Below are 18,332 nucleotides of genomic sequence, written 5' to 3' on the forward strand. Positions count from 1 at the left end.
AAAATGCCTCGGGGCGCCCCTTCAGCATTTTTCAATTTTTTATGTAACGATGCGCTGTCGGGCATCGGAAAAAGGTCTGAAAGTACGCGTATTTTTTTGAGTTTATTCGCTTTGGGGAGGCACCCGCGTGAGTCTGGAATCCTATAAAACCGAAGGGTTTTTCGACGAGCTGTTCGCCAGCGACGGCGTGCCTCATGCGGCCGCCGCGGGCCTGGTCGAGCAGCTGGACGCGCTCAGCCGGGCCGACCTGAAACGCCGCCAGAAACAGGCCGAAGACATCCTTTATCAGTCGGGCAACACCTTCAACGTCTATGGCGACAAGAAGGGCACCGAAAAAATCCTGCCGTTTGATATCATTCCGCGCCTTGTGTCGGCGGCGGACTGGGACAAGCTGGAGCGCGGCATTAATCAGCGTATCCGCGCCCTCAACCTGTTCATTCAGGACATCTATAACGATCAGAAGATTCTCAAGGACAAGGTGATCCCGGCCGAACTGATCTTTTCCTCAGCCTGCTACCTCAAGCCCTGTGAGGGCCTGTCGCCGCCGAAAGGCGTGTGGACTCATATTTCAGGCACCGATTTTGTGCGCGATGGCGACGGCGAATTCTACGTGCTGGAAGACAATCTGCGCTGCCCGTCGGGCATCTCCTACGTGCTGGAAAACCGCGCCGTGCAAAAGCGCATCCTGCCCAAGGCGTTTCAGACCCTGAAGGTGCGCCCTGTCTCCAACTATGGCGACCATCTCTATAAGACTCTGAAATTCATCGCCCCCGAAGGCAAGGATGAGCCGAATATCGTCGTGCTTACGCCCGGCATCTACAATTCCGCCTATTTCGAGCACGCCTATCTGGCGCAGCAGATGGGCGTGCCCCTGTGCCAGAATTCCGACCTCGTGGTTGAGGGCGATACCGTCTATATGCGCACCACGCAAGGGCTGAAACAGGTCGATGTTATCTATCGCCGCATTGATGATGAGTTCATCGACCCGCAGGTCTTCCGCAAGGATTCGCTGCTGGGCGTCCCCGGCATCATGAACGCCTATCGGAAGGGTAAGGTGGCGCTGGCCAACGCCCCCGGCACCGGCATTGCCGACGACAAGGCCGTCTATGCCTACGTGCCCAAGATCGTGAAATACTATCTGGGGGAAGAGGCCCTCGCACAGAATGTGCCCACCTATATCTGCGAGGACGATAAGGAACGCGACTACGTGCTGGCCAATCTCGACAAGCTGGTGGTCAAGGCGGTGAACCTGTCGGGCGGTTACGGTATGCTGATCGGCCCCAAGAGCACCAAGGCCGAGCAGAAGGAATTTGCCGAAAAGATACGCGCCCGGCCGCGCGACTATATCGCCCAGCCCACCCTGTCCTTGTCGCGCGCCCCCACCCTGATCGGCAACGGGATCGAAGGCCGCCACGTCGATTTTCGCCCCTATTCGCTGTTTGGCGAAGAGGTCTTCACCCTGCCTGGCGGCCTGACGCGCGTGGCGCTCAAAAAAGGCTCGCTGGTTGTTAACTCGTCTCAGGGCGGCGGGTCGAAGGACACCTGGGTGCTTGGCGAAGAGAACTATTACGGAGTCGCGGAATGAAGGCTCTGCCAAAGTCCATACCTCCCCATCTTGCTGGGGAGGTGGACCGCGCCCGAAGGGCGGGGTGGTGGGGGTCTTGTGCCGCATCCATAGCCCCCCACCATCTCGGCTTCGCCGAGCCACCTCCCCCACACTTGGGGGAGTAAAAGATATGATACCGCTCCGCCTTGCCCATTCGACAGACTGCCGTGGCAGCCGCGGCCACCGCCGTTCAGGACATTCCGCATGATGTTAAGCCGCGTTGCCAACTCAATCTACTGGATGTCGCGTTATCTGGAGCGCGCGGAAAACGTCGCGCGCTTCATCGACGTCAATACCCACCTGATGCTCGATCTGGGTCTGAGCGTCGAGGAGACGCAGTGGTATCCTTTGATCGCCACCTCCGGCGACGATGAGGATTTCAACAAGCGCTACGCCACCGCCGATGAGAAATCCATCGTGCGCTTTCTGACCTTTGACGACAGGAATCCCAACTCCATCCTGTCCTCCATCTACCGGGCGCGCGAAAACGCCCGCACGGTGCGCGAAGTGATCCCGGTCGAAGTATGGGAAAAAATCAACGAGCTTTACCACCTGACGCAGGCCCACAGCCGCAAACGCTCGGTCGAGGCACTGCAAGCCTACTATACCGAGGTGCGTCAGTCGGGGACCCACTTTGCCGGCATGATGATCAACGCCATGTCGCGCGGCGACGGCTGGCACTTTGCTCGCATGGGTCAGTTGCTGGAGCGCGCGGACAAGACGGCGCGCCTGCTGGATGTGAAATACTTTCTGCTTTTGCCGCGTGGAGAGCAGGTCGATAGCCCCTATGACAATGTGCAGTGGGGCGCGGTGCTGAAATCGGTCAATGCGCTGGAAATGTACCGGCAGGAATACCATTCGATCAATTACCGCGACGTGACGCAGTTCCTGCTGTTCTCCAGGCTGTTCCCGCGCTCGGTGCGCTTCTCGCTGGACTATGCCACCGTGTGCATGGAGGCCATCTGTGAGAAAAAGCCGCACTGCGCCGCGCTCAACGATATGAAGGCCCTGCGCACCCGCCTGATGGAGGCCGACGCCACCGCCCTCATCGCCTCGGGCCTGCATGAGTTCATCGACGAATATCAGCTGGGTCTGAACCGGCTGGATCAGTCCGTGTACGAAACCTTCTTCAAGGACTGATCCCCTCAGGGTCATGGCAAATGACCTCTGGGCGGATTTGATCGTCACAGAGTTGACCCAAAGTCGCGCCATAAACACCGTATTTAAAGGGTGTGTTCCTGAAAACAGGAAGGGCGAACCATGATCAGGGCGGTTGTCATCGCAGCCTGCATTGCCGGTGGCATGGCGGCGACGGCGTGGGCAGAAACACCGGCGGCACCGGTTCAGGTCGAATATTACCAGCTTCGCCTCACCCTGCCGGCAGGGGGCGCTGTGAAGCAGACCCTGACGCGCACCACCCAGACCGAAACCGATGGCAAGGTGGTCACGACACGACTCAATGCGGAATATCTCAGTCAGATTTCCCGCCACCCGGACGGCTTTCGCGTCGTCAAAAGCCGTCTGAAAAATGATTTTCGCGTCGAAGGCGCGGAGACGGATACGGACCGGCTGGAGCTGGAAAAGGTGATGCAGGCCGCCGCCAGCATCAGCGATATCACCTATATTGCCGATGTCAGCCTGACGCCGCTGCGGGTCGAAAACTGGCCGCAGCTTCGCAACCGGCTTAAGGCCGCCATGCGCCGCACCGGGGCGATCAATGCCCGCGAAGGCGATGCCTTCGATGCCCTCTATGGCCCCATGACGGCAGAAATGGCGGCCGAGCAGTTCCTGCCCGAAGACGCGCTTCTGGCCATTCCGCACAATCTGGGCCTCAGCCTCAACAACCCCTACCGGCTGGATTCGCTGATCAACGGCCCGTTCGGCGGCACGATCAGCGCACGGGAAACCCTGACGCTGACGGCGTGGGACGAGGCCACCGGACAGGCCGAAGTCCTTTATGAATCCGGCCCGACGCGCGAAGCGCTGGACGCCTACGCCCGCCAGATCCGCCCGACTCTTGAGCAGACGGCGGCGCGCACGGCCCGGGTGCGCAAAAAAGCCCCGGTGCCGGTCGGGGATATTCGTCTCGATATCGGCACTACCTGCCGCTATCGCATCAGCCTGCATACCGGTCTGGTCGGCCGCGCCGAGTGTCAGTCTGTCCGCGATATCGGTCAGGGCGACGAGCGCCGCCTCCATCGCGAAAACTGGGTGCTAAGCGAAACCCCGGCCTGACCTATCTCCGTCTCCGGGCAAGAATAGGTATGACATAACGTCTTGTAAGACGGCCGGAAGCAGCCTAACCTGTATAGGACCACCGAAGGATCCTCATCGCTGACGGGGCAGCCGTATTGGGGCAACCCAATACAGCCTGTCTTTGACGCCATCGGTTCCGGAACAGGGCTTGGGAAGCGACGGCTTGCCGATCTGGTGGGGGGATTCTGTTTGATATTCGCCGCAGGACGGCCGCCGGGCGACTCAGCGCCTTACGGAAACGAGCATATGACCTTGGAAGCGTTCCCAATTGATCTTCGCATGGCCGCCCGGACCCCGGCCTCTGAGGAGGGGCTGTCCGGAACCAATCTGGAACGCGCCGGTGACCACAATCAGCGGGTCACGCTTCAGGCCATCCGCGCGCGCGGCCCCATCACGCGGGCCGATCTGGCTGATATCACCAACCTGACCGCCCCGGCCATTGCCAACATTACCCGCCGTCTGCTCAACGAAGGGCTTGTGCTCAAGGCGGGACGCCTGACGGGCGGGCGGGGTCAGCCCGCGACCCAACTGATCGTCAATCCGGACGGTGCCTTCTCGATCGGTCTCAATATCGACCGCGACCACATCACCATCGTTGCGCTCGACTTTGTAGGCCAGGTGCGTTTTCGCACCAGCCGCGAAGTGCATTTCGCCATGCCGGACGAGGTGCGCGCCTTTGTAGCCGAAACCCTGGACATCCTGCGGCGCAAGCGGCTGATCGACTTCGACCGCCTGATCGGCATGGGCATAGGTATGCCCGACGATCTGGGTCGGGTCCGCCTGCCCCACCGCCCCGAAGCCTATGAGGTGTGGTCGGAAATCGACGTGCAGGCCCTGTTTGCCGGTCTGATCGACGCACCGGTCGTGCTGGAAAACGACGCGGCGGCCGCCGCCATTGGCGAGATGCAGTTCGGGCACGGCATGCAATCGCGCTCCTTCATCTACACGCTGATCTCCGCCGGTCTGGGCGGAGGGCTGGTCATCAACGGCCACTATTTCCGTGGGGCCGATGGCCGCTCCGGCGAAATTGGCTTCCTGCCCATCGGCAGTGATGCGCAGAGCGAGACGACGCTTCAGGATGTCGTTTCCCTCTATGCCCTCTATGAGCGTCTGGCGCGCCACGGAATCCGCGCCTGCGTGCCCGCCGATCTGGAGAGCCTGTCGCCGCAGGCCCAGGCCGTCGTCGATAGCTGGCTCGATGAGGCGGCACAGCACCTCTATATGCCGTTCCTGACGCTCAACTGCGCCCTCAATCCCGAAGCGCACTTCATTGGCGGACGTATGCCGGCGGCGATCATCGACGGCCTGTGCGCGCGGCTGAACAGCCTCTATGCCCGGCTGTCGGATCGCCGTTTGCCGCCGGTAGCGCCCGTGCGCCGGGCGGCCCTGGCCATCGACGCCTGTGCCTGCGGGGCGGGCATATTGCCGTTCAATGAGCGCTTCCTGCCGATCCGAGAAGCGCTCATGAAGTCGGCGTGATTTCCGGCGTAAAGAGGCTCAGCCTCTTCGGCCATGCCTGTTATTGCAGAATCACGTAGTTGACGTAGAAGGGTTCAAGCGTTTCCGCCGAGGCGTTGCGCAGTTCGATCGTATCGAACTGACCGTCCTTGATTTTGAGGTCCTTGAACGGCACATCGTAGCGCGCCCACTTCCCCTTCAGGCCTTTCAGAGTCACCTGGCTTTCATAGGCCTTTTCCCCCAGTCTCAGGCGCAGGGTAAATTCCTGCTTGCCCTTTGGGCCGCCATGCACCAGCAGGGTCAGGGTCTTGAAGTCCGCGCCGTTCAGCTTCTGCCAGGTCTGGAAGGTAAAGACGTTCCAGGCGGCCATGGTGATTTCCACCGGCTTCTGATCCTCCAGCGGCACTGCCGGGGTCTGTTTGGCCCATCCGCCGATCCACCAGCCCTCTTTCAGACCGTCGGCATAGGCCAGCATCGGGCCTTTTTGCGCCCGTGCGGCCCCGGCGGCCAGAAGGGCCAGCCCACCGGCCAGAAACCCTTTGCGTGTCAGTTCTTTCATCGTGTCCTCCTCATCAATACGCCGGATCTTCCGGTCTTTTCAGAGCCGGGGTTCGTTCGCAGGGACGCGAAACCCGGTTCTCATTTTTATGCCGCGCATTTGAACCCGAAAACCGCTTCACACGTTTCGGTATGCGAAAGTCAGATCAGGAGCATTTTCAATGCCCCTCGGTGTTACGCGTACTCAAACCGTTTCAGGGGCGATCCAGCCACCCGCACAGAGGCCCCCGCAAGGCCATGGCCGCCTGTGGCCCGGCAGCGGTGAAGCGCAGGCTGCGGGCCTTGGACCCATAGGTCGGCCAGTCGTCACCGGGCGTGCCCTCACGCGCGAAGCGGACCCATCGCGCGCCCAGATCGGGCCAGCCCGCTCCCTCACCGGCCGGCCTGCGGTTAAACACAAAGGTCAGTTCAGAGCCGTGATGCACCGGCTGATCCGCCGGGCGATTGACCTCAAGCTGATAAAGCCAGACCTGCCCGCCCTTTGCCGTGCGCTGCCGCGCCAGCCAGTCGGCCGGGCAGCGGAAAGCGAGGTCGGTGGCCAGAGTCAGGTCGGGCGGGCCCGTGACCGGATCGGGGCCTTTTTTGTAGATGTTGATGGCCGCTTCGCCATGGGGCCCGAAGGCCTCACGGATGCGGGTGGCGACATCGCCATAAAGCCCCAGTTCGCGCGCCGACACGCCGATAATGACGGGGATCTTCGCGCCCTCCCCGGCGCGGAATACCTCTTCGGGGGCACGCGGCAGGACACGGCCATCGACCGTGGGCTGAAGCCAGATGAAGCTGTCGTCGTCGATGGGGGAGTCGAGCTTTTCCGCTGCCGTCAGCAAGGCGCTGGCCGGGGCGTGACGCAGGTCGCTCAGGGCGGCAGCGCTGTCGGGCTTTGCGCCGCTGAAGCCCTTGGCCAAAGTGGTCCCCAGCGCTTCGTTCTGCGTCAGGGTGCGCGGCGGCAGGCCGAATTGCGGTGTCCCCGATTGCAGGATCGCCTTATGAAACAGGCCGCGCGCCTTAGGGGCCGCCAGCAGCAGCCCCACATCCTGCGCCCCTGCACTGTGGCCGAACAGGGTGACATTGCCGGGGTCGCCGCCAAAGGCCGCAATATGGTCGCGCACCCATGTCAGGGCCGCGATCTGATCCATCAGGGCATAGTTGCCCGACGCCCCACCCTGTTCGGCGCTGAGGGCCGGATGCGACAGGAACCCGAATATGCCGAGACGGTACTGGATCGACACCAGCACCACACCCTGCGACGGCAGGGCCGAATAGATGGTGCCGCCGCCGTCACCGGCGCGATTGCCCCCGCCATGGATAAAGACCATGACCGGAAGGGGATGTGCAGGTTTCAGGGCCGGGGTGGCGACTTCCAGATAGAGGCAGTCTTCGGACGCCCTCTGCGCGGCCTTATCGTTCCAGCCATAGGACACCTGTGCGCACGCGGGCGCGCTCTCGGTGGCGTCGCGCACACCCGTCCACGGCTGCGGCGGGCGCGGGGCGGTCCAGCGGGCCTCGGCAACCGGTGGCGCGGCAAAGGGAATGGCCTTGAAGCGGCTGATACCGTCCTGCGTCTGACCGCGCAGATCGCCCTGCGGCAGATGGACAAGCGGGACGTCCTGCGCCCGGGCGGGCGTCGCCAGTAACAGGCCGATGGCGAACATTATCCGTTTCATGCCCGCCTCACCCGTTTAGCCTTGTTTCCACAGATAGGCGGCACCGCGCACGCCCGAAGAGTCGCCCCAGCGCGCCGGGGCCAGTTTGGCGTCCCAGCCGTCGGAAAAGACATAGGGCCGGATCAGGCCCGGCAGGGAGTCATAGATTTCCGGCACATTGGACAGGCCTCCGCCGAAAACGAATATGTCGGGATCGAGAATATTGACGATGGCCGCCATGCCGCGCCCCAGTCGCGACAGCAGGGCCTGAAAGGCCGCCCTGGCTTCGGCATCGCCGTTGCGCATGGCGGTGATGATCTCTTCGCCCCTCAGGTCGCGGCCCGTCGTCTGCTGAAAATCGCGCGCAAAGCCCGTGCCTGAGACCCAGGTTTCGAGGCAGCCGTGCTGACCGCACCAGCATTTGGGACCGGGATATTCGGCGGACTGTGGCCACGGCAGGGGCATGTGGCCCCATTCGCCGGCAATGCCATTGGCCCCGTTGACCAGTTGTCCGTTGACGACCAGCCCCCCGCCGCAGCCCGTACCGACGATGATAGCAAAGACGCTGGACGCCCCGGCGGCGGCCCCGTCAATCGCTTCGGACAGGGCCAGACAGTTGGCATCATTGGCCAGACGCACCGGTCGGCCCAGAGTGGCCTCAAGGTCTTCGCGGAAGGTGCGACCGTTCAGATAAAGGGAGTTGGAATTGCGCATCAAGCCCGTGCGCGGCGATACCGAACCGGGCGAGCCAATACCGATGCTGGCGGGCACATCGGCTAAATCAGGGTGGGTTTGTCGCGCTTCGGCTTCGACCCGCGCGATCAGATTTTTAACGAGATGAAGGGCTGCATCGTAATCGCCGGGATTGGGCTCACGCCAGCGGGCCAGAACGTCTCCGCGGTCGGATAAGGCCGCCGCTTCGATCTTGGTGCCGCCAAAATCCACGCCAATATACAGCATAGGTCTGCCTTCCGGAGTTTCTCAGCCGGGGTCTTTTATGGTTGAAGATACCGGACGGTTCGCCCCCGTGACGAACCGCCCGGCAGGGGGGGGTGAGCCTCATGCCGAAAAGTGGAGGCCACTTTTCGGAAACACATCAGGCGTTACTAAAAGACTAGAGACCTGAAGCGGCTCAACAGAGCCGCCGAAGGCTCTAGTGCCCGCCGGATACGCCTTCTTCGATGGCGTGCGTCGGTGCCTTACGGCAGGCGAACGAGAACCACAGAACATAGACGTAGCAGAGGAGCGGCGCGATGAAGCCCATCGACATGGAGCCGGTCATTTCCTGAATCTTGGCAAAGGCGAGCGGCAGAACGGCACCACCGGCGATAGCCATACACAAGAGGCCCGACGTGGCCGAGGTCGGCGCGGTCGAACGTTGCAGAGTCAGGGTGAAGATGGTCGGGAACATGATCGAGTTGAACAGGCCGATCAGCAGGGCCGCGAAGGCCGGGATCAGACCGGTGGTCACCGGCACGCTGGTCAGGATCACATTGACCATGCCGGTCGGTTCCGACGGCACCATGTCCTTGGTGAAGATGACGAGCAGCGACAGGGCGATGGCACCCACGGCCACAACCGTCAGCATAACGTAGTCACGCACGACCTTAAGCAGGGCCGAACCGGCGAAACGGCCGATCATGGCGAACAGCATGTAGAAGGTGGTCAGGTGACCGGCCGACTGCGCTTCGAGGTTCAGGATGCTGGTCTGTTCGAGGAACAGCAGCAGGTTGAGCGAGATGGCCACTTCGGCACCGACATAGAGGAAGATGCCGATGGAGCCGAGATTCGCCCACTTAGAGGTCAGGGCGGTAAATGGCGACACGAGCTGGCCGGTCTTGGGGGCCGCCGCCGTGATCTTTTCGCGGACCATGAAGATCAGGGCGATGAAGATGACCAGAGCCACGCCGATGGCCATATAGACGTTGGTCACAAAGCCCAGAGCTTCCTGCTTCATCACCTCGGTGATGACCACGTCCTTCTTGAAGATGTCGCCGTTCAGCAGGAACGACGCGCCGAAGAAGAGGCCGCAGGCCGCACCCAGCGAATTAAAGGATTGCGACAGGTTCAGGCGGAAGGCCGAGTCTTCGGGCTTACCCATAGACGCGATCAGCGGGTTGGCCGCCACCTGAAGCAGGGTCACGCCCGACGCCATGGTGAACAGCGCCACTAGGAAGACGGTGTAGATGTGCAGCTTGGCCGCCGCGATGGCGATAAAGCACCCCGCTGCGATGCCGCCCAGCCCGACCATGACCGACTTGGCGTAACCAAAGCGCGACAGGAAGGCTGCCGACGGCAGGGACATGACGAAATAGGCGATGAAGAAGGCGAAGCCGGTCAGCATGGCCTGAACGGGCGTCAGGGTGAAGACGGTCTTCATGGTCTTCACGAGCGGATCGAGCAGATTGGTGACGACGGCCCAGATAAAGAAGAGCGTGGTCACATAGACGACGGCTAGCGCGAGACCGCTGCCGCCTTTGGCGGTGCTGGATGATTCAGACATGTACCCCTACCTGTAGGTTGCGAGTGACTTTTCACAGACGTTTTTTTAGGCCCGCACCGATTAAATAAATCAAATATCAAAAATCCAGCAATTCCGGATTTTTGCAATCGAAAAATTTAACGGTGACGATCAAACTGGCATTTACCAACAATTTCTTTCATTTGCACGACAAATTGTCAGACAAGATAACGGTGATATTATCCACAGTTTTGACAGCGATGTCATTACTACAGACGCGCCCGGACGGACCACAGGCTTCTGCACAGAGGGGTATTTGGGGACGCCGGCCTCCCTCACATGTTGTCATCTCGCACGCTTATGCTGCGCAACATAAGTGTCACCAAAGCCGAAACGGCGAAGACGCGCCACATCGGCTTCGGAGTACCGCTTCCTTTCTCAGGGCTTTTGTCAAACCCTGGCCGTTTGTTACTCAAAATGTGACTTGACCCAAGGGACAGAACACGACTTTGGTCTGCACGAACCCAAAAGCGCGCATTTCGGGGGAACAAGAGCTGCCCAGAGCCGTCCCAATGCCACACGAAGCGCAATGACCTTAGCGTCCCTGTTCCAAGAAGAGTTGGTCCTTTGAAAATACTTCGCCGCCGCCGCACCAAACTGGTCGCCACCCTCGGCCCCGCCTCGTCCAATGCCGACATGCTGGCACAACTGTTTCAGGCCGGAGCCGACGTCTTCCGCCTCAACTTCTCGCACGGCAGCCACGAAGACCACGGCCGCAATATCGACCTGATCCGCGATCTGGAGGCCAAGACCGGTCGCCCGATCGGCATTCTGGCCGATGTGCAGGGCCCGAAGCTGCGGGTCGGTCGTTTCATGGGCGGCGCAATTGTGCTGACGCCGGGGCAGACCTTCCGCCTCGATCTCAACCCGACGCCCGGCGATCTGACGCGCGCCAACCTGCCGCATCCGGAAATCATCGGCGCGGCGCAGATCGGCTCGCACCTGCTGCTCGATGACGGCAAGCTGAAGCTGCGCGTTACCCATGTGCGCGAAGACCATCTGGAAACCATCGTAGTAACCGGTGGCCGCCTGTCGGACCGCAAGGGCGTCAACGTGCCTGACGTGGTGCTGCCCATCCCGGCCCTGACCGAAAAAGACCGCGCGGATATGGAGTTCGCTCTGCAACGCGGCGTCGAATATATCGGCCTCAGCTTCGTGCAACGCCCCGAAGACGTCATTGAGGCGCGCGGTCTGATCAATGGCCGCGCCTGGGTGCTGTCGAAGCTCGAAAAGCCGCAGGCGCTCGACAATCTGGACGAAATCCTCGCGCTTAGCGACGCCGTCATGGTGGCGCGCGGCGACCTCGGCGTCGAACTGCCGCCCGAAGAAGTGCCGCTGGCGCAAAAGCGCATCATCAAGGCCGCCCGTGCGCTGGGCAAGCCGGTGATCGTCGCCACCCAGATGCTGGAATCCATGATCTCGGCCCCCACCCCCACCCGCGCCGAGGCGTCGGACGTGGCCACGGCGGTTTATGACGGTGCCGATGCGGTCATGCTGTCGGCGGAAACCGCGGCGGGTCAGTATCCGGTCGAAGCCGTCACCATCATGGACCGCATTGTCGATCGCGTCGAAAAGGACGGTGACTGGCGCATGCAGACCGACCGCCGCCGCCCGGAAACGGAAAAGTCGGTGTCCGGGGCTATCGCTACCGCCGCGCGTCAGGTGGCTCAGACCATCGAGGCTTCGGCTATCGTCGCCCTGACCAATTCGGCCAACACGGCGCTGCGCGTCGCGCGTGAGCGCCCGACGGCCCCGATTCTGGGTCTGACGCCCAATCTGGAGACCGCCCGTCGCCTTGCGCTGACCTGGGGCGTGCACGCCAAGACCGCGCCGGTGACGCACTCCATGTCGGAAACCGTGCAGGTGGCCAATCAGATCGCCCGCACAGAAGGGATTTCGGAACCCGGTCAGGACATCGTCATCGTCGCCGGTATGCCTTTCGGCAAGTCAGGCTCGACGAATGCGCTGCGCGTCGCCAAGGTGACCCGCACGGCGATGAACGAGCCGGAATTCGAAGGCTGATCGCCGTTTGGATGTTCGCAAAACCAAAGCCCGGCAGGATCACCTGCCGGGCTTTGCTATTTCAGTTCGGTCCGGAACATCATGGGTAAAAGCTCCGCCAGCGTGACCGTCTGGGCTATGCCCTCGTCATCGCACAGATGGATTTGTGCCGAGCCGTTGGAAAACTCGGCCAGCTTCTGACGACAGCCGCCGCACGGCGGGCAGGCGGCTTTTTTGGGGGCGAAGATGGCGATTTCGGCCACCTGTTTCGCGCCGCCCATGATCATCTGGGCCAGGGCCGAGGTTTCCGCGCACCAGCCCTGCGGGAAGGCGAGGTTTTCGACATTGGTGCCGCTGAAGATACGCCCGTCCGGCGTGCGTATGGCCGCGCCGACGGGAAAACCGGAATAGGGGGAGTGGCTGAAAGCCGCTGCGGCCTTGGCCGCTTCAAACAGATCGTGAGACAAGTCTGGCTCCGTTTATGGCCGCAGAGCTTGTCACCAGTCACAATAAATATCTACAAAAAAAGCCAGCTCAGGTCGAAGGGCCGCCCCGAGACCTGAGCTGACTATATTCAGTCCACAGTGAAACGCAGCGCGTTTCACTGTGCGCTATTCAATATATTCCGGGGCGTCGATGCGCTTGCCCAGCAGCATGGCGTCGGCCACGATGCGCAGCGGCGAGAAGTCGGCGTCCGACTGACCCGCGCGCACCAGCTTTTCAAAGTGGGCATAGAGGCCGGGATATTCGGCCTCTTTTTCCTTCATGATCTCCTTGCCGTCGATGGTCAGGCCCGTGCCGCCCATGCTCAGCTCCAGCTTTTCACCCTTTTCGGACTCGACGAAGATCGACCAGGTCTGGATACCGGTTTGCAGGAAGTCGTAATCGGCGCGGATGGCAACGCCGCTTTCGGTCGTCATGTCCATCTCGACCTGAATCGGCGCATCGCAATTGACCGGAATATGCAGATCGGCCTTTTTGACGATGACCTTTTCCAGCACGATGCGCGTCAGGATGGACAGCGAATTGATGCCCGGATCGAAGACGCCCATGCCACCGGCTTCGAAGATCCACTTCTGACCCGGATGCCACTGGCGGACATTTTCCTTCCACACGACATGGATGGATTTGATCTTGCGTCCGGCGATCCACTGACGGGTCGTTTCCACCGCCGGCGCATAGCGCGAGTGCCAGCTTGCCAGCACTGTCACGCCCCTGGTGCGCGCCAGATCGGCAATGGCCTCGGCTTCGCCCAGCGTGGCCGCGGGGGGCTTCTCAAGAAACACGTGCTTGCCCGCCGCGATGACCTGTTTGGCGATGGTGTGCCGAATCTGCGGCGGGGTGCAGATAGCCACGGCCTCGATTTCTGGGTGGGCCGCCAGCATCTCTTCCAGCGAATCGTAGGCGGTCACGCCGTCCGGGCGGGCATTGGGCGAACACCCGGCCACCAGCTCCAGCGCTGTGTTGGCGCGGATCGACGGGATGTGCTGATCGACGGCAATCTTGCCCAGCCCCACCAGACCGATCTTCAACGGCTTGACCTTTTTCTTCCCGAACATCGACGCTTCCTATGTGTGCTTTGGCCGGCTTGTCCTGCGGCCAGACTGTACTGCGGAAGACTTCGTTATCACGGCCCGAGCCGCTCCCGCAATATTTATACGATAATTGAATCCATTAACCCGGACAATTGCCCAAAAGCCCATATCACGCCTGTACAACCTGTCAAAGACTCTCGGCACCCCCGCAGCGGTAACGTCAGGCTGATTTCATATTTGACAAGAGACTTCATATGTGGTGCCCTGCCCGCCACGACGACCGGCTTCAACGATCCGGTCGCAATGGGAAAGAAACGCACATGACCTCCGAAACCGCGACGGGCCGGGGCCTGAAAAGCCTGTGGCCGCTGATCCTAATTACCAGCCTGTTCTTTTTCTGGGGCGTGGCGAATAACCTCAACGACGTCCTGATCCCGCAGTTCAAGAAGGCCTTTGTGCTGACCGATCTGCAATCGGGTCTGGTGCAGTCGGCCTTTTATATGGGTTATTTCCTGCTGGCCCTGCCCGCCGCCTTCGTCATGCGCAAGCTGGGCTACAAGACCGCCGTGGTCGTCGGTCTGCTGCTGTACGCGACCGGGGCCTTCATCTTCTATCCGGCGGCCAACAATCACCAGTATAGCTGGTTCCTCGGCGGCCTGTTCGTCATTGCCTCCGGTCTCGCCTTCCTCGAAACCTCGGCCAATCCGCTGATCACCGTGCTGGGGTCGCCGGACAAGGCGGCCTTCCGCCTCAACCTGGCGCAGAGCTTCAATCCGCTGGGGGCTCTCTCCGGTATCTTCATCGGCCAGCATTTCATCCTGTCGGGTATCGAACACGATGAGACCGCGCTCGCCGCCATGACCGACGCCGCGCGTCAGGCCTTCTACATTTCCGAAGTCAAAGCCGTGCAGGGGCCCTATCTAGTCATCGGCTGCGTCGTGCTTTTGTGGGCGCTGCTGGTCTTCCTGTCGAAATTCCCGGCGGCGGCGACGCAAAACGCGCACGAGGACAGCGGCGAAGAGGTCGGCTTCTTCCAGTCGGTCGTTCAGTTGCTCCAGCGCCCGCGCTTCATGTTCGGCGTCATGGCGCAGTTCTTCTATGTCGGGGCGCAGGTCGGTATCTGGAGCTATATGATCCGCTATGCGCAGGCCGAGATGGGCCTGACCGACAAGGTGGCCGCCACCTATCTCTACTACACCCTGATCGCCTTCGCCGTGGGCCGCTTTATCGGCACCGGCCTGATGACCAAGGTGCGCCCGACCCTGATTCTCGGCCTGTTCGCCCTGATCAATATCGGTCTGATGCTTTATGCCGTCGTGACCGGCGGGGAAAACGGCCTGTGGGCGCTGGTGGCCTCCAGCTTCTTCATGTCGATCATGTTCCCGACCATCTTCGCCACCTCGGTCGCCGGGCTTGGCAACCTGACCAAGACCGGTTCGTCGCTGCTGGTGATGAGCATTGTCGGCGGGGCGGTCCTGACGGCGGTCATGGGCTTCATCTCCGACCACAGCCATATCCGCACGGCCTTCGTGGTCACGGCGGCCTGCTTTGCGGTGATCGCCCTCTATGCCTTCCGCGCGCCGAAGGACGCCACGGGCCCCGTACAGATGACCGGTCACTGAGATGTCGCCGGTCATCGACGCCCATTTCCACCTGTGGCAGGTCGGGCGCCACGGCTTTGAATGGCCGACTCCCGACCTGACGGCCATCTATCGTGACTTTGCGGCGGCGGACCTGCGCGCGGCGGCTGGGGAGGCGTTGCACGGCGCGGTGGCCGTGCAGTCGCAGCCCTCAGACGCCGATACGCAGTGGTTGCTTCACCTCGCCGAAAGCGAGCCGCTGATCCTCGGCGTCGTCGGCTGGACCGATATGTCGGCCCCGGACGCAGCGGCACGGGTCGCCGAACTGGCCCGTCACCCGAAGCTCAAGGGCCTGCGTCCGATGTTGCAGGGCTTGCCCGAAGACGACTGGATTCTGCGCCCGGACGTCGCCCCGGCCCTGTCGGCCATGCAGGCGGCGGGGCTGGTCTTCGATGCGCTGGTTTTTACGCGCCATCTGTCCGCCATAGATACTGTGGCGCAGCGCTATCCGGATTTGCGCATTGTCATCGACCACGCCGCCAAGCCCCCGATCGCTACGACTCAGACACAGCCCGAAGACACGCGCGACTGGACCGAGACCATGACGGTCATCGCGCGTCACCCGAATGTGGTGTGCAAACTGTCGGGCCTGTTTACCGAAATGCGCCCCGATCAGCCGTTCGATGAAGCCGCTCCGTATGTGGCGCATCTGCTGCAGACGTTCGGCCCGCAGCGCCTGCTGTTCGGCTCTGACTGGCCCGTGGTGCGGCTGAAGGGCGAATGGCGGGTATGGCAAGACTGGCTTGCAGACCAATTAAATCCATTGACGCCGCCAGAGCGTCAGGCCATCTTTTTCACTAATGCAAAAAGAATTTATGACCTACAGGGGGTCCCATGATCAGCGAAGATACCCGTCACAGCGACGGTGAAAAGGCTATGAAATACCGCGCACCGGCCCTCGAAAAAGGACTCGACGTGCTTGAGCTTCTGGCCGCCAACAAACGGCCCATGACCCTGTCGCAGATTTCCCACCGGCTGGACCGCTCGGTGTCCGAACTGTTCCGCATGGTGCAGGTGCTGGAGAATCGCGGCTATGTGGCGCAATCGCAAAAGGGCGACGGGCTGGAACTGACCAACAAGCTGTTCTCGCTGGGCATGAGCCGCGGCCCCAGCCAGAACCTGCTGGCCTCGGCCCTGCCCCTGATGCAGGCCCTGTCCGAACAGGTGCGCCAATCCGTGCATCTGGCCATTGCCTCCGACGACCATATGGTGGTCATTGCCCGCATCGAAGCGCCGGGCGATCTCGGCTTTTCGGTACGCGTCGGCTATCAGCGGCAACTGGTGCAATCGACCTCTGGCCTCGTTCTCTATGCCTTTCAGCCGCCCAAGCTGAAGGAGCAGATGAAGCACATGCTGCGCGGCACGGCGACGCCGCAGGAATGGCAGTTGTTTGAAACCGTGGCCGAACGCGCCCTGCATCAGGGCTATGTGCAGGCCAAGAGCGATTTCGTCGATGGCGTGCTGGACGTGTCCTGCCCGGTGATGAACGACACCACGGTCATCGCGGCCATGACCATCCCCTGGCTAAAGACGCACGGCTGCCTGAGCCTCGAAGACACGGTGGCGCGCCTGAAAGGCACGGCGGCAGCGCTGTCGCGCACGCTGGGCGGATAGGTTTTGCCAATTTAAAAATCGGCAGCGCGCTGATTTCATGAGCGAAAAGGAAAATGCGCGCGCTCGGCGCAATCGCGTCTGAGGCCTCTTGCGTCGGCGTTAGGTCGGCTATACATAGTTTTTCATAAGCGATAATCATTTTTAAAAATGAACAGGGATGCACCGTGCCAGTCAGCGATCTCCATACCATAGGCCGCACACAGGTCCGGGTCAGCGCGCTGGGTTTCGGCGCGGCGGCCATCGGTAACCTGTATCGCCCGGTCGATGACGCTACGGCGGCAGCGACGCTCAAGGCCGTAACGGACGGCGGCATCGGCTATATCGACACCGCTCCGCGTTATGGCCACGGCCTGTCCGAGCGCCGTCTCGCCGACCTAAGCGCCGACGCCACCCTGTCCACCAAGGTGGGGCGGGTCCTGACCCCCATCCCCGCCCCGCCGCCCGGCACCGAACGCCACGGCTTTGTCGATGGCGACCCCTTCGATGAACACTTCGACTACAGCTATGACGGCGTAATGCGGTCGTTTGAGGACAGTCAGAAGCGGCTGAAGCGCCAACGCATCGACATGCTGCTGGTCCACGATCTGGGGGTCGAAACCCACGGCAGCGACCATGCCCGGCACCTCGCCGCCTTTCTGGGCGGTGGTCTGCGCGCCCTGCACGAACTGAAGGCGCAGGGCCTGACGCAGGCCATCGGGCTGGGTGTCAATGAGACGGCCATCTGCGATCTGGTTATAGCCGAAGCCGATATCGACGTCCTGATGCTGGCCGGACGCTATACCCTGCTGGAACAGACGCCGCTGGATGGCCTGTTTGAACGCTGCGCGGCGCGCGGGGTCTCGGTTCTGGCGGCGGCCCCGTTTAATTCGGGCCTGCTGGCCGGAGGCGCGCACTTCAACTATGAGGCTCCGCCGACGGCCATCCTGAGCCGCGTGCGCGACATCGAGGCCGTCTGCACCCGCCACCATGTGCCGCTGGCCGCCGCGGCGTTGCAATTCCCCGGCTTCCATCCAGTCGTAGCCAGTACCGTCGTCGGCATGGCCCGCCCGCAGCAGGTGGCGCGCAATATCGAGCTGTTCAGCCATCCCATCCCTGCCGAGCTGTGGCACGACCTGAAAGACGCCGGTCTGCTGCGCGCCGATGCGCCGGCCGGTGATGTTTCGCAAGCGTAAGAGTTCGAGTGTCCATGTCCCTGCCCTCCCCTCTGATTTTACTGCACGCTTCTGACAATGTAGCGGTTTGCCGCGCGGCGATAGCGGCGGGCAGCGTGGTGACGGTAGGTGCCGAGGCTTTGTCGATTACCGAGGCCATCGAGGTGGGTCACAAGGTCGCCGTGCGCGATCTGAAGGCCGGGGACAAGATTTTCAAATATGGCGCACCGATCGGCTCGATGACCAAAGACACGCCCAAGGGTGGCCACGTCCACATGCACAATATGAAAAGCGACTATATCTCGTCCCACACCCGCGAAGCCTCCGGAGGTGCACATGCTTAAGGGCT

16 protein-coding genes are annotated in these 18,332 nt (G+C 61.9%); 10 read left to right on the top strand and 6 right to left on the bottom strand.

All coding sequences use genetic code 11. From position 1 onward, the window contains the following. Positions 1-127 precede the first annotated feature (127 nt). The 4 genes from PQU94_RS10945 to PQU94_RS10960 all read left to right on the top strand — a co-directional run bounded on the left by PQU94_RS10945 (position 128) and on the right by PQU94_RS10960 (position 5,341). Positions 128-1,585, top strand: a complete 1,458-nt coding sequence (locus PQU94_RS10945) for a circularly permuted type 2 ATP-grasp protein (protein ID WP_272741498.1) — start codon at positions 128-130, stop codon at positions 1,583-1,585. Between the two features lie 225 nt (positions 1,586-1,810). Beyond that, entirely contained in the window at positions 1,811-2,746 is a 936-nt protein-coding gene (locus tag PQU94_RS10950) for an alpha-E domain-containing protein (RefSeq protein WP_272741499.1), read from the top strand. Between the two features lie 120 nt (positions 2,747-2,866). Then, positions 2,867-3,841 carry a hypothetical protein gene (locus PQU94_RS10955; RefSeq protein WP_272741500.1) on the top strand — a complete coding sequence of 325 codons (975 nt, stop codon included), beginning with the start codon at positions 2,867-2,869 and terminating at the stop codon, positions 3,839-3,841. A gap of 300 nt (positions 3,842-4,141) precedes the next feature. Next, positions 4,142-5,341, top strand: a complete 1,200-nt coding sequence (locus tag PQU94_RS10960; protein WP_272741501.1) for an ROK family transcriptional regulator — start codon at positions 4,142-4,144, stop codon at positions 5,339-5,341. A 40-nt stretch (positions 5,342-5,381) separates the two neighbouring features. Here PQU94_RS10960 and PQU94_RS10965 read toward each other — a convergent pair whose 3' ends face one another. The 4 genes from PQU94_RS10965 to PQU94_RS10980 form a co-directional block, all read right to left on the bottom strand. After that, positions 5,382-5,879 (bottom strand): hypothetical protein, encoded by a 498-nt coding sequence (locus tag PQU94_RS10965; protein ID WP_272741502.1) that lies wholly within the window; start codon positions 5,877-5,879, stop codon positions 5,382-5,384. Positions 5,880-6,072: 193 nt separating this feature from the next. Further along, the gene (locus tag PQU94_RS10970) at positions 6,073-7,542 is read right to left on the bottom strand and encodes a carboxylesterase/lipase family protein (RefSeq protein ID WP_272741503.1); all 1,470 of its coding nucleotides are present in this window, start codon (positions 7,540-7,542) and stop codon (positions 6,073-6,075) included. Positions 7,543-7,557: 15 nt separating this feature from the next. Further along, entirely contained in the window at positions 7,558-8,481 is a 924-nt protein-coding gene (locus PQU94_RS10975; protein WP_272741504.1) for an ROK family protein, read from the bottom strand. A 193-nt stretch (positions 8,482-8,674) separates the two neighbouring features. Continuing rightward, on the bottom strand, positions 8,675-10,024 hold the full coding sequence (locus PQU94_RS10980; protein ID WP_272741505.1) for a sugar MFS transporter: 1,350 nt from the start codon (positions 10,022-10,024) through the stop codon (positions 8,675-8,677). Between the two features lie 591 nt (positions 10,025-10,615). Here PQU94_RS10980 and pyk point away from each other — a divergent pair. After that, positions 10,616-12,064: a pyruvate kinase gene (pyk, locus tag PQU94_RS10985; protein WP_272741521.1), complete on the top strand. Its 1,449-nt coding sequence runs from the start codon at positions 10,616-10,618 to the stop codon at positions 12,062-12,064. 56 nt (positions 12,065-12,120) lie between these two features. Here the strand turns inward: pyk and cdd are convergent, their stop codons facing one another. Beyond that, on the bottom strand, positions 12,121-12,510 hold the full coding sequence (gene cdd, locus PQU94_RS10990) for a cytidine deaminase (protein ID WP_272741506.1): 390 nt from the start codon (positions 12,508-12,510) through the stop codon (positions 12,121-12,123). Positions 12,511-12,654: 144 nt separating this feature from the next. Beyond that, the gene (locus PQU94_RS10995; protein ID WP_272741507.1) at positions 12,655-13,602 is read right to left on the bottom strand and encodes a Gfo/Idh/MocA family protein; all 948 of its coding nucleotides are present in this window, start codon (positions 13,600-13,602) and stop codon (positions 12,655-12,657) included. A gap of 296 nt (positions 13,603-13,898) precedes the next feature. Here PQU94_RS10995 and fucP point away from each other — a divergent pair, with 296 nt between their 5' ends. From fucP to PQU94_RS11020, 5 genes are all read left to right on the top strand, one after another. Then, entirely contained in the window at positions 13,899-15,200 is a 1,302-nt protein-coding gene (gene fucP / locus PQU94_RS11000) for an L-fucose:H+ symporter permease (RefSeq protein ID WP_272741508.1), read from the top strand. A 1-nt stretch (position 15,201) separates the two neighbouring features. After that, complete coding sequence (locus PQU94_RS11005; protein WP_272741509.1) at positions 15,202-16,056, top strand: amidohydrolase family protein; 855 nt, start codon at positions 15,202-15,204, stop codon at positions 16,054-16,056. Then, on the top strand, positions 16,053-16,832 hold the full coding sequence (locus PQU94_RS11010) for an IclR family transcriptional regulator (RefSeq protein WP_013479394.1): 780 nt from the start codon (positions 16,053-16,055) through the stop codon (positions 16,830-16,832). Before PQU94_RS11005 ends, PQU94_RS11010 begins: the two co-directional genes overlap by 4 nt. A gap of 164 nt (positions 16,833-16,996) precedes the next feature. Beyond that, a complete protein-coding gene (locus PQU94_RS11015; RefSeq protein ID WP_272741510.1) occupies positions 16,997-18,004 on the top strand; it encodes an aldo/keto reductase in 1,008 nt (335 codons plus the stop codon). Positions 18,005-18,018: 14 nt separating this feature from the next. Continuing rightward, the gene (locus tag PQU94_RS11020; RefSeq protein ID WP_272741511.1) at positions 18,019-18,327 is read left to right on the top strand and encodes a UxaA family hydrolase; all 309 of its coding nucleotides are present in this window, start codon (positions 18,019-18,021) and stop codon (positions 18,325-18,327) included. The last annotated feature ends 5 nt before the right edge of the window (positions 18,328-18,332 follow it).

Origin of the sequence: Asticcacaulis currens, assembly GCF_028550395.1 — a bacterium.
GTDB classification, from domain to species: Bacteria; Pseudomonadota; Alphaproteobacteria; order Caulobacterales; family Caulobacteraceae; genus Asticcacaulis; species Asticcacaulis currens.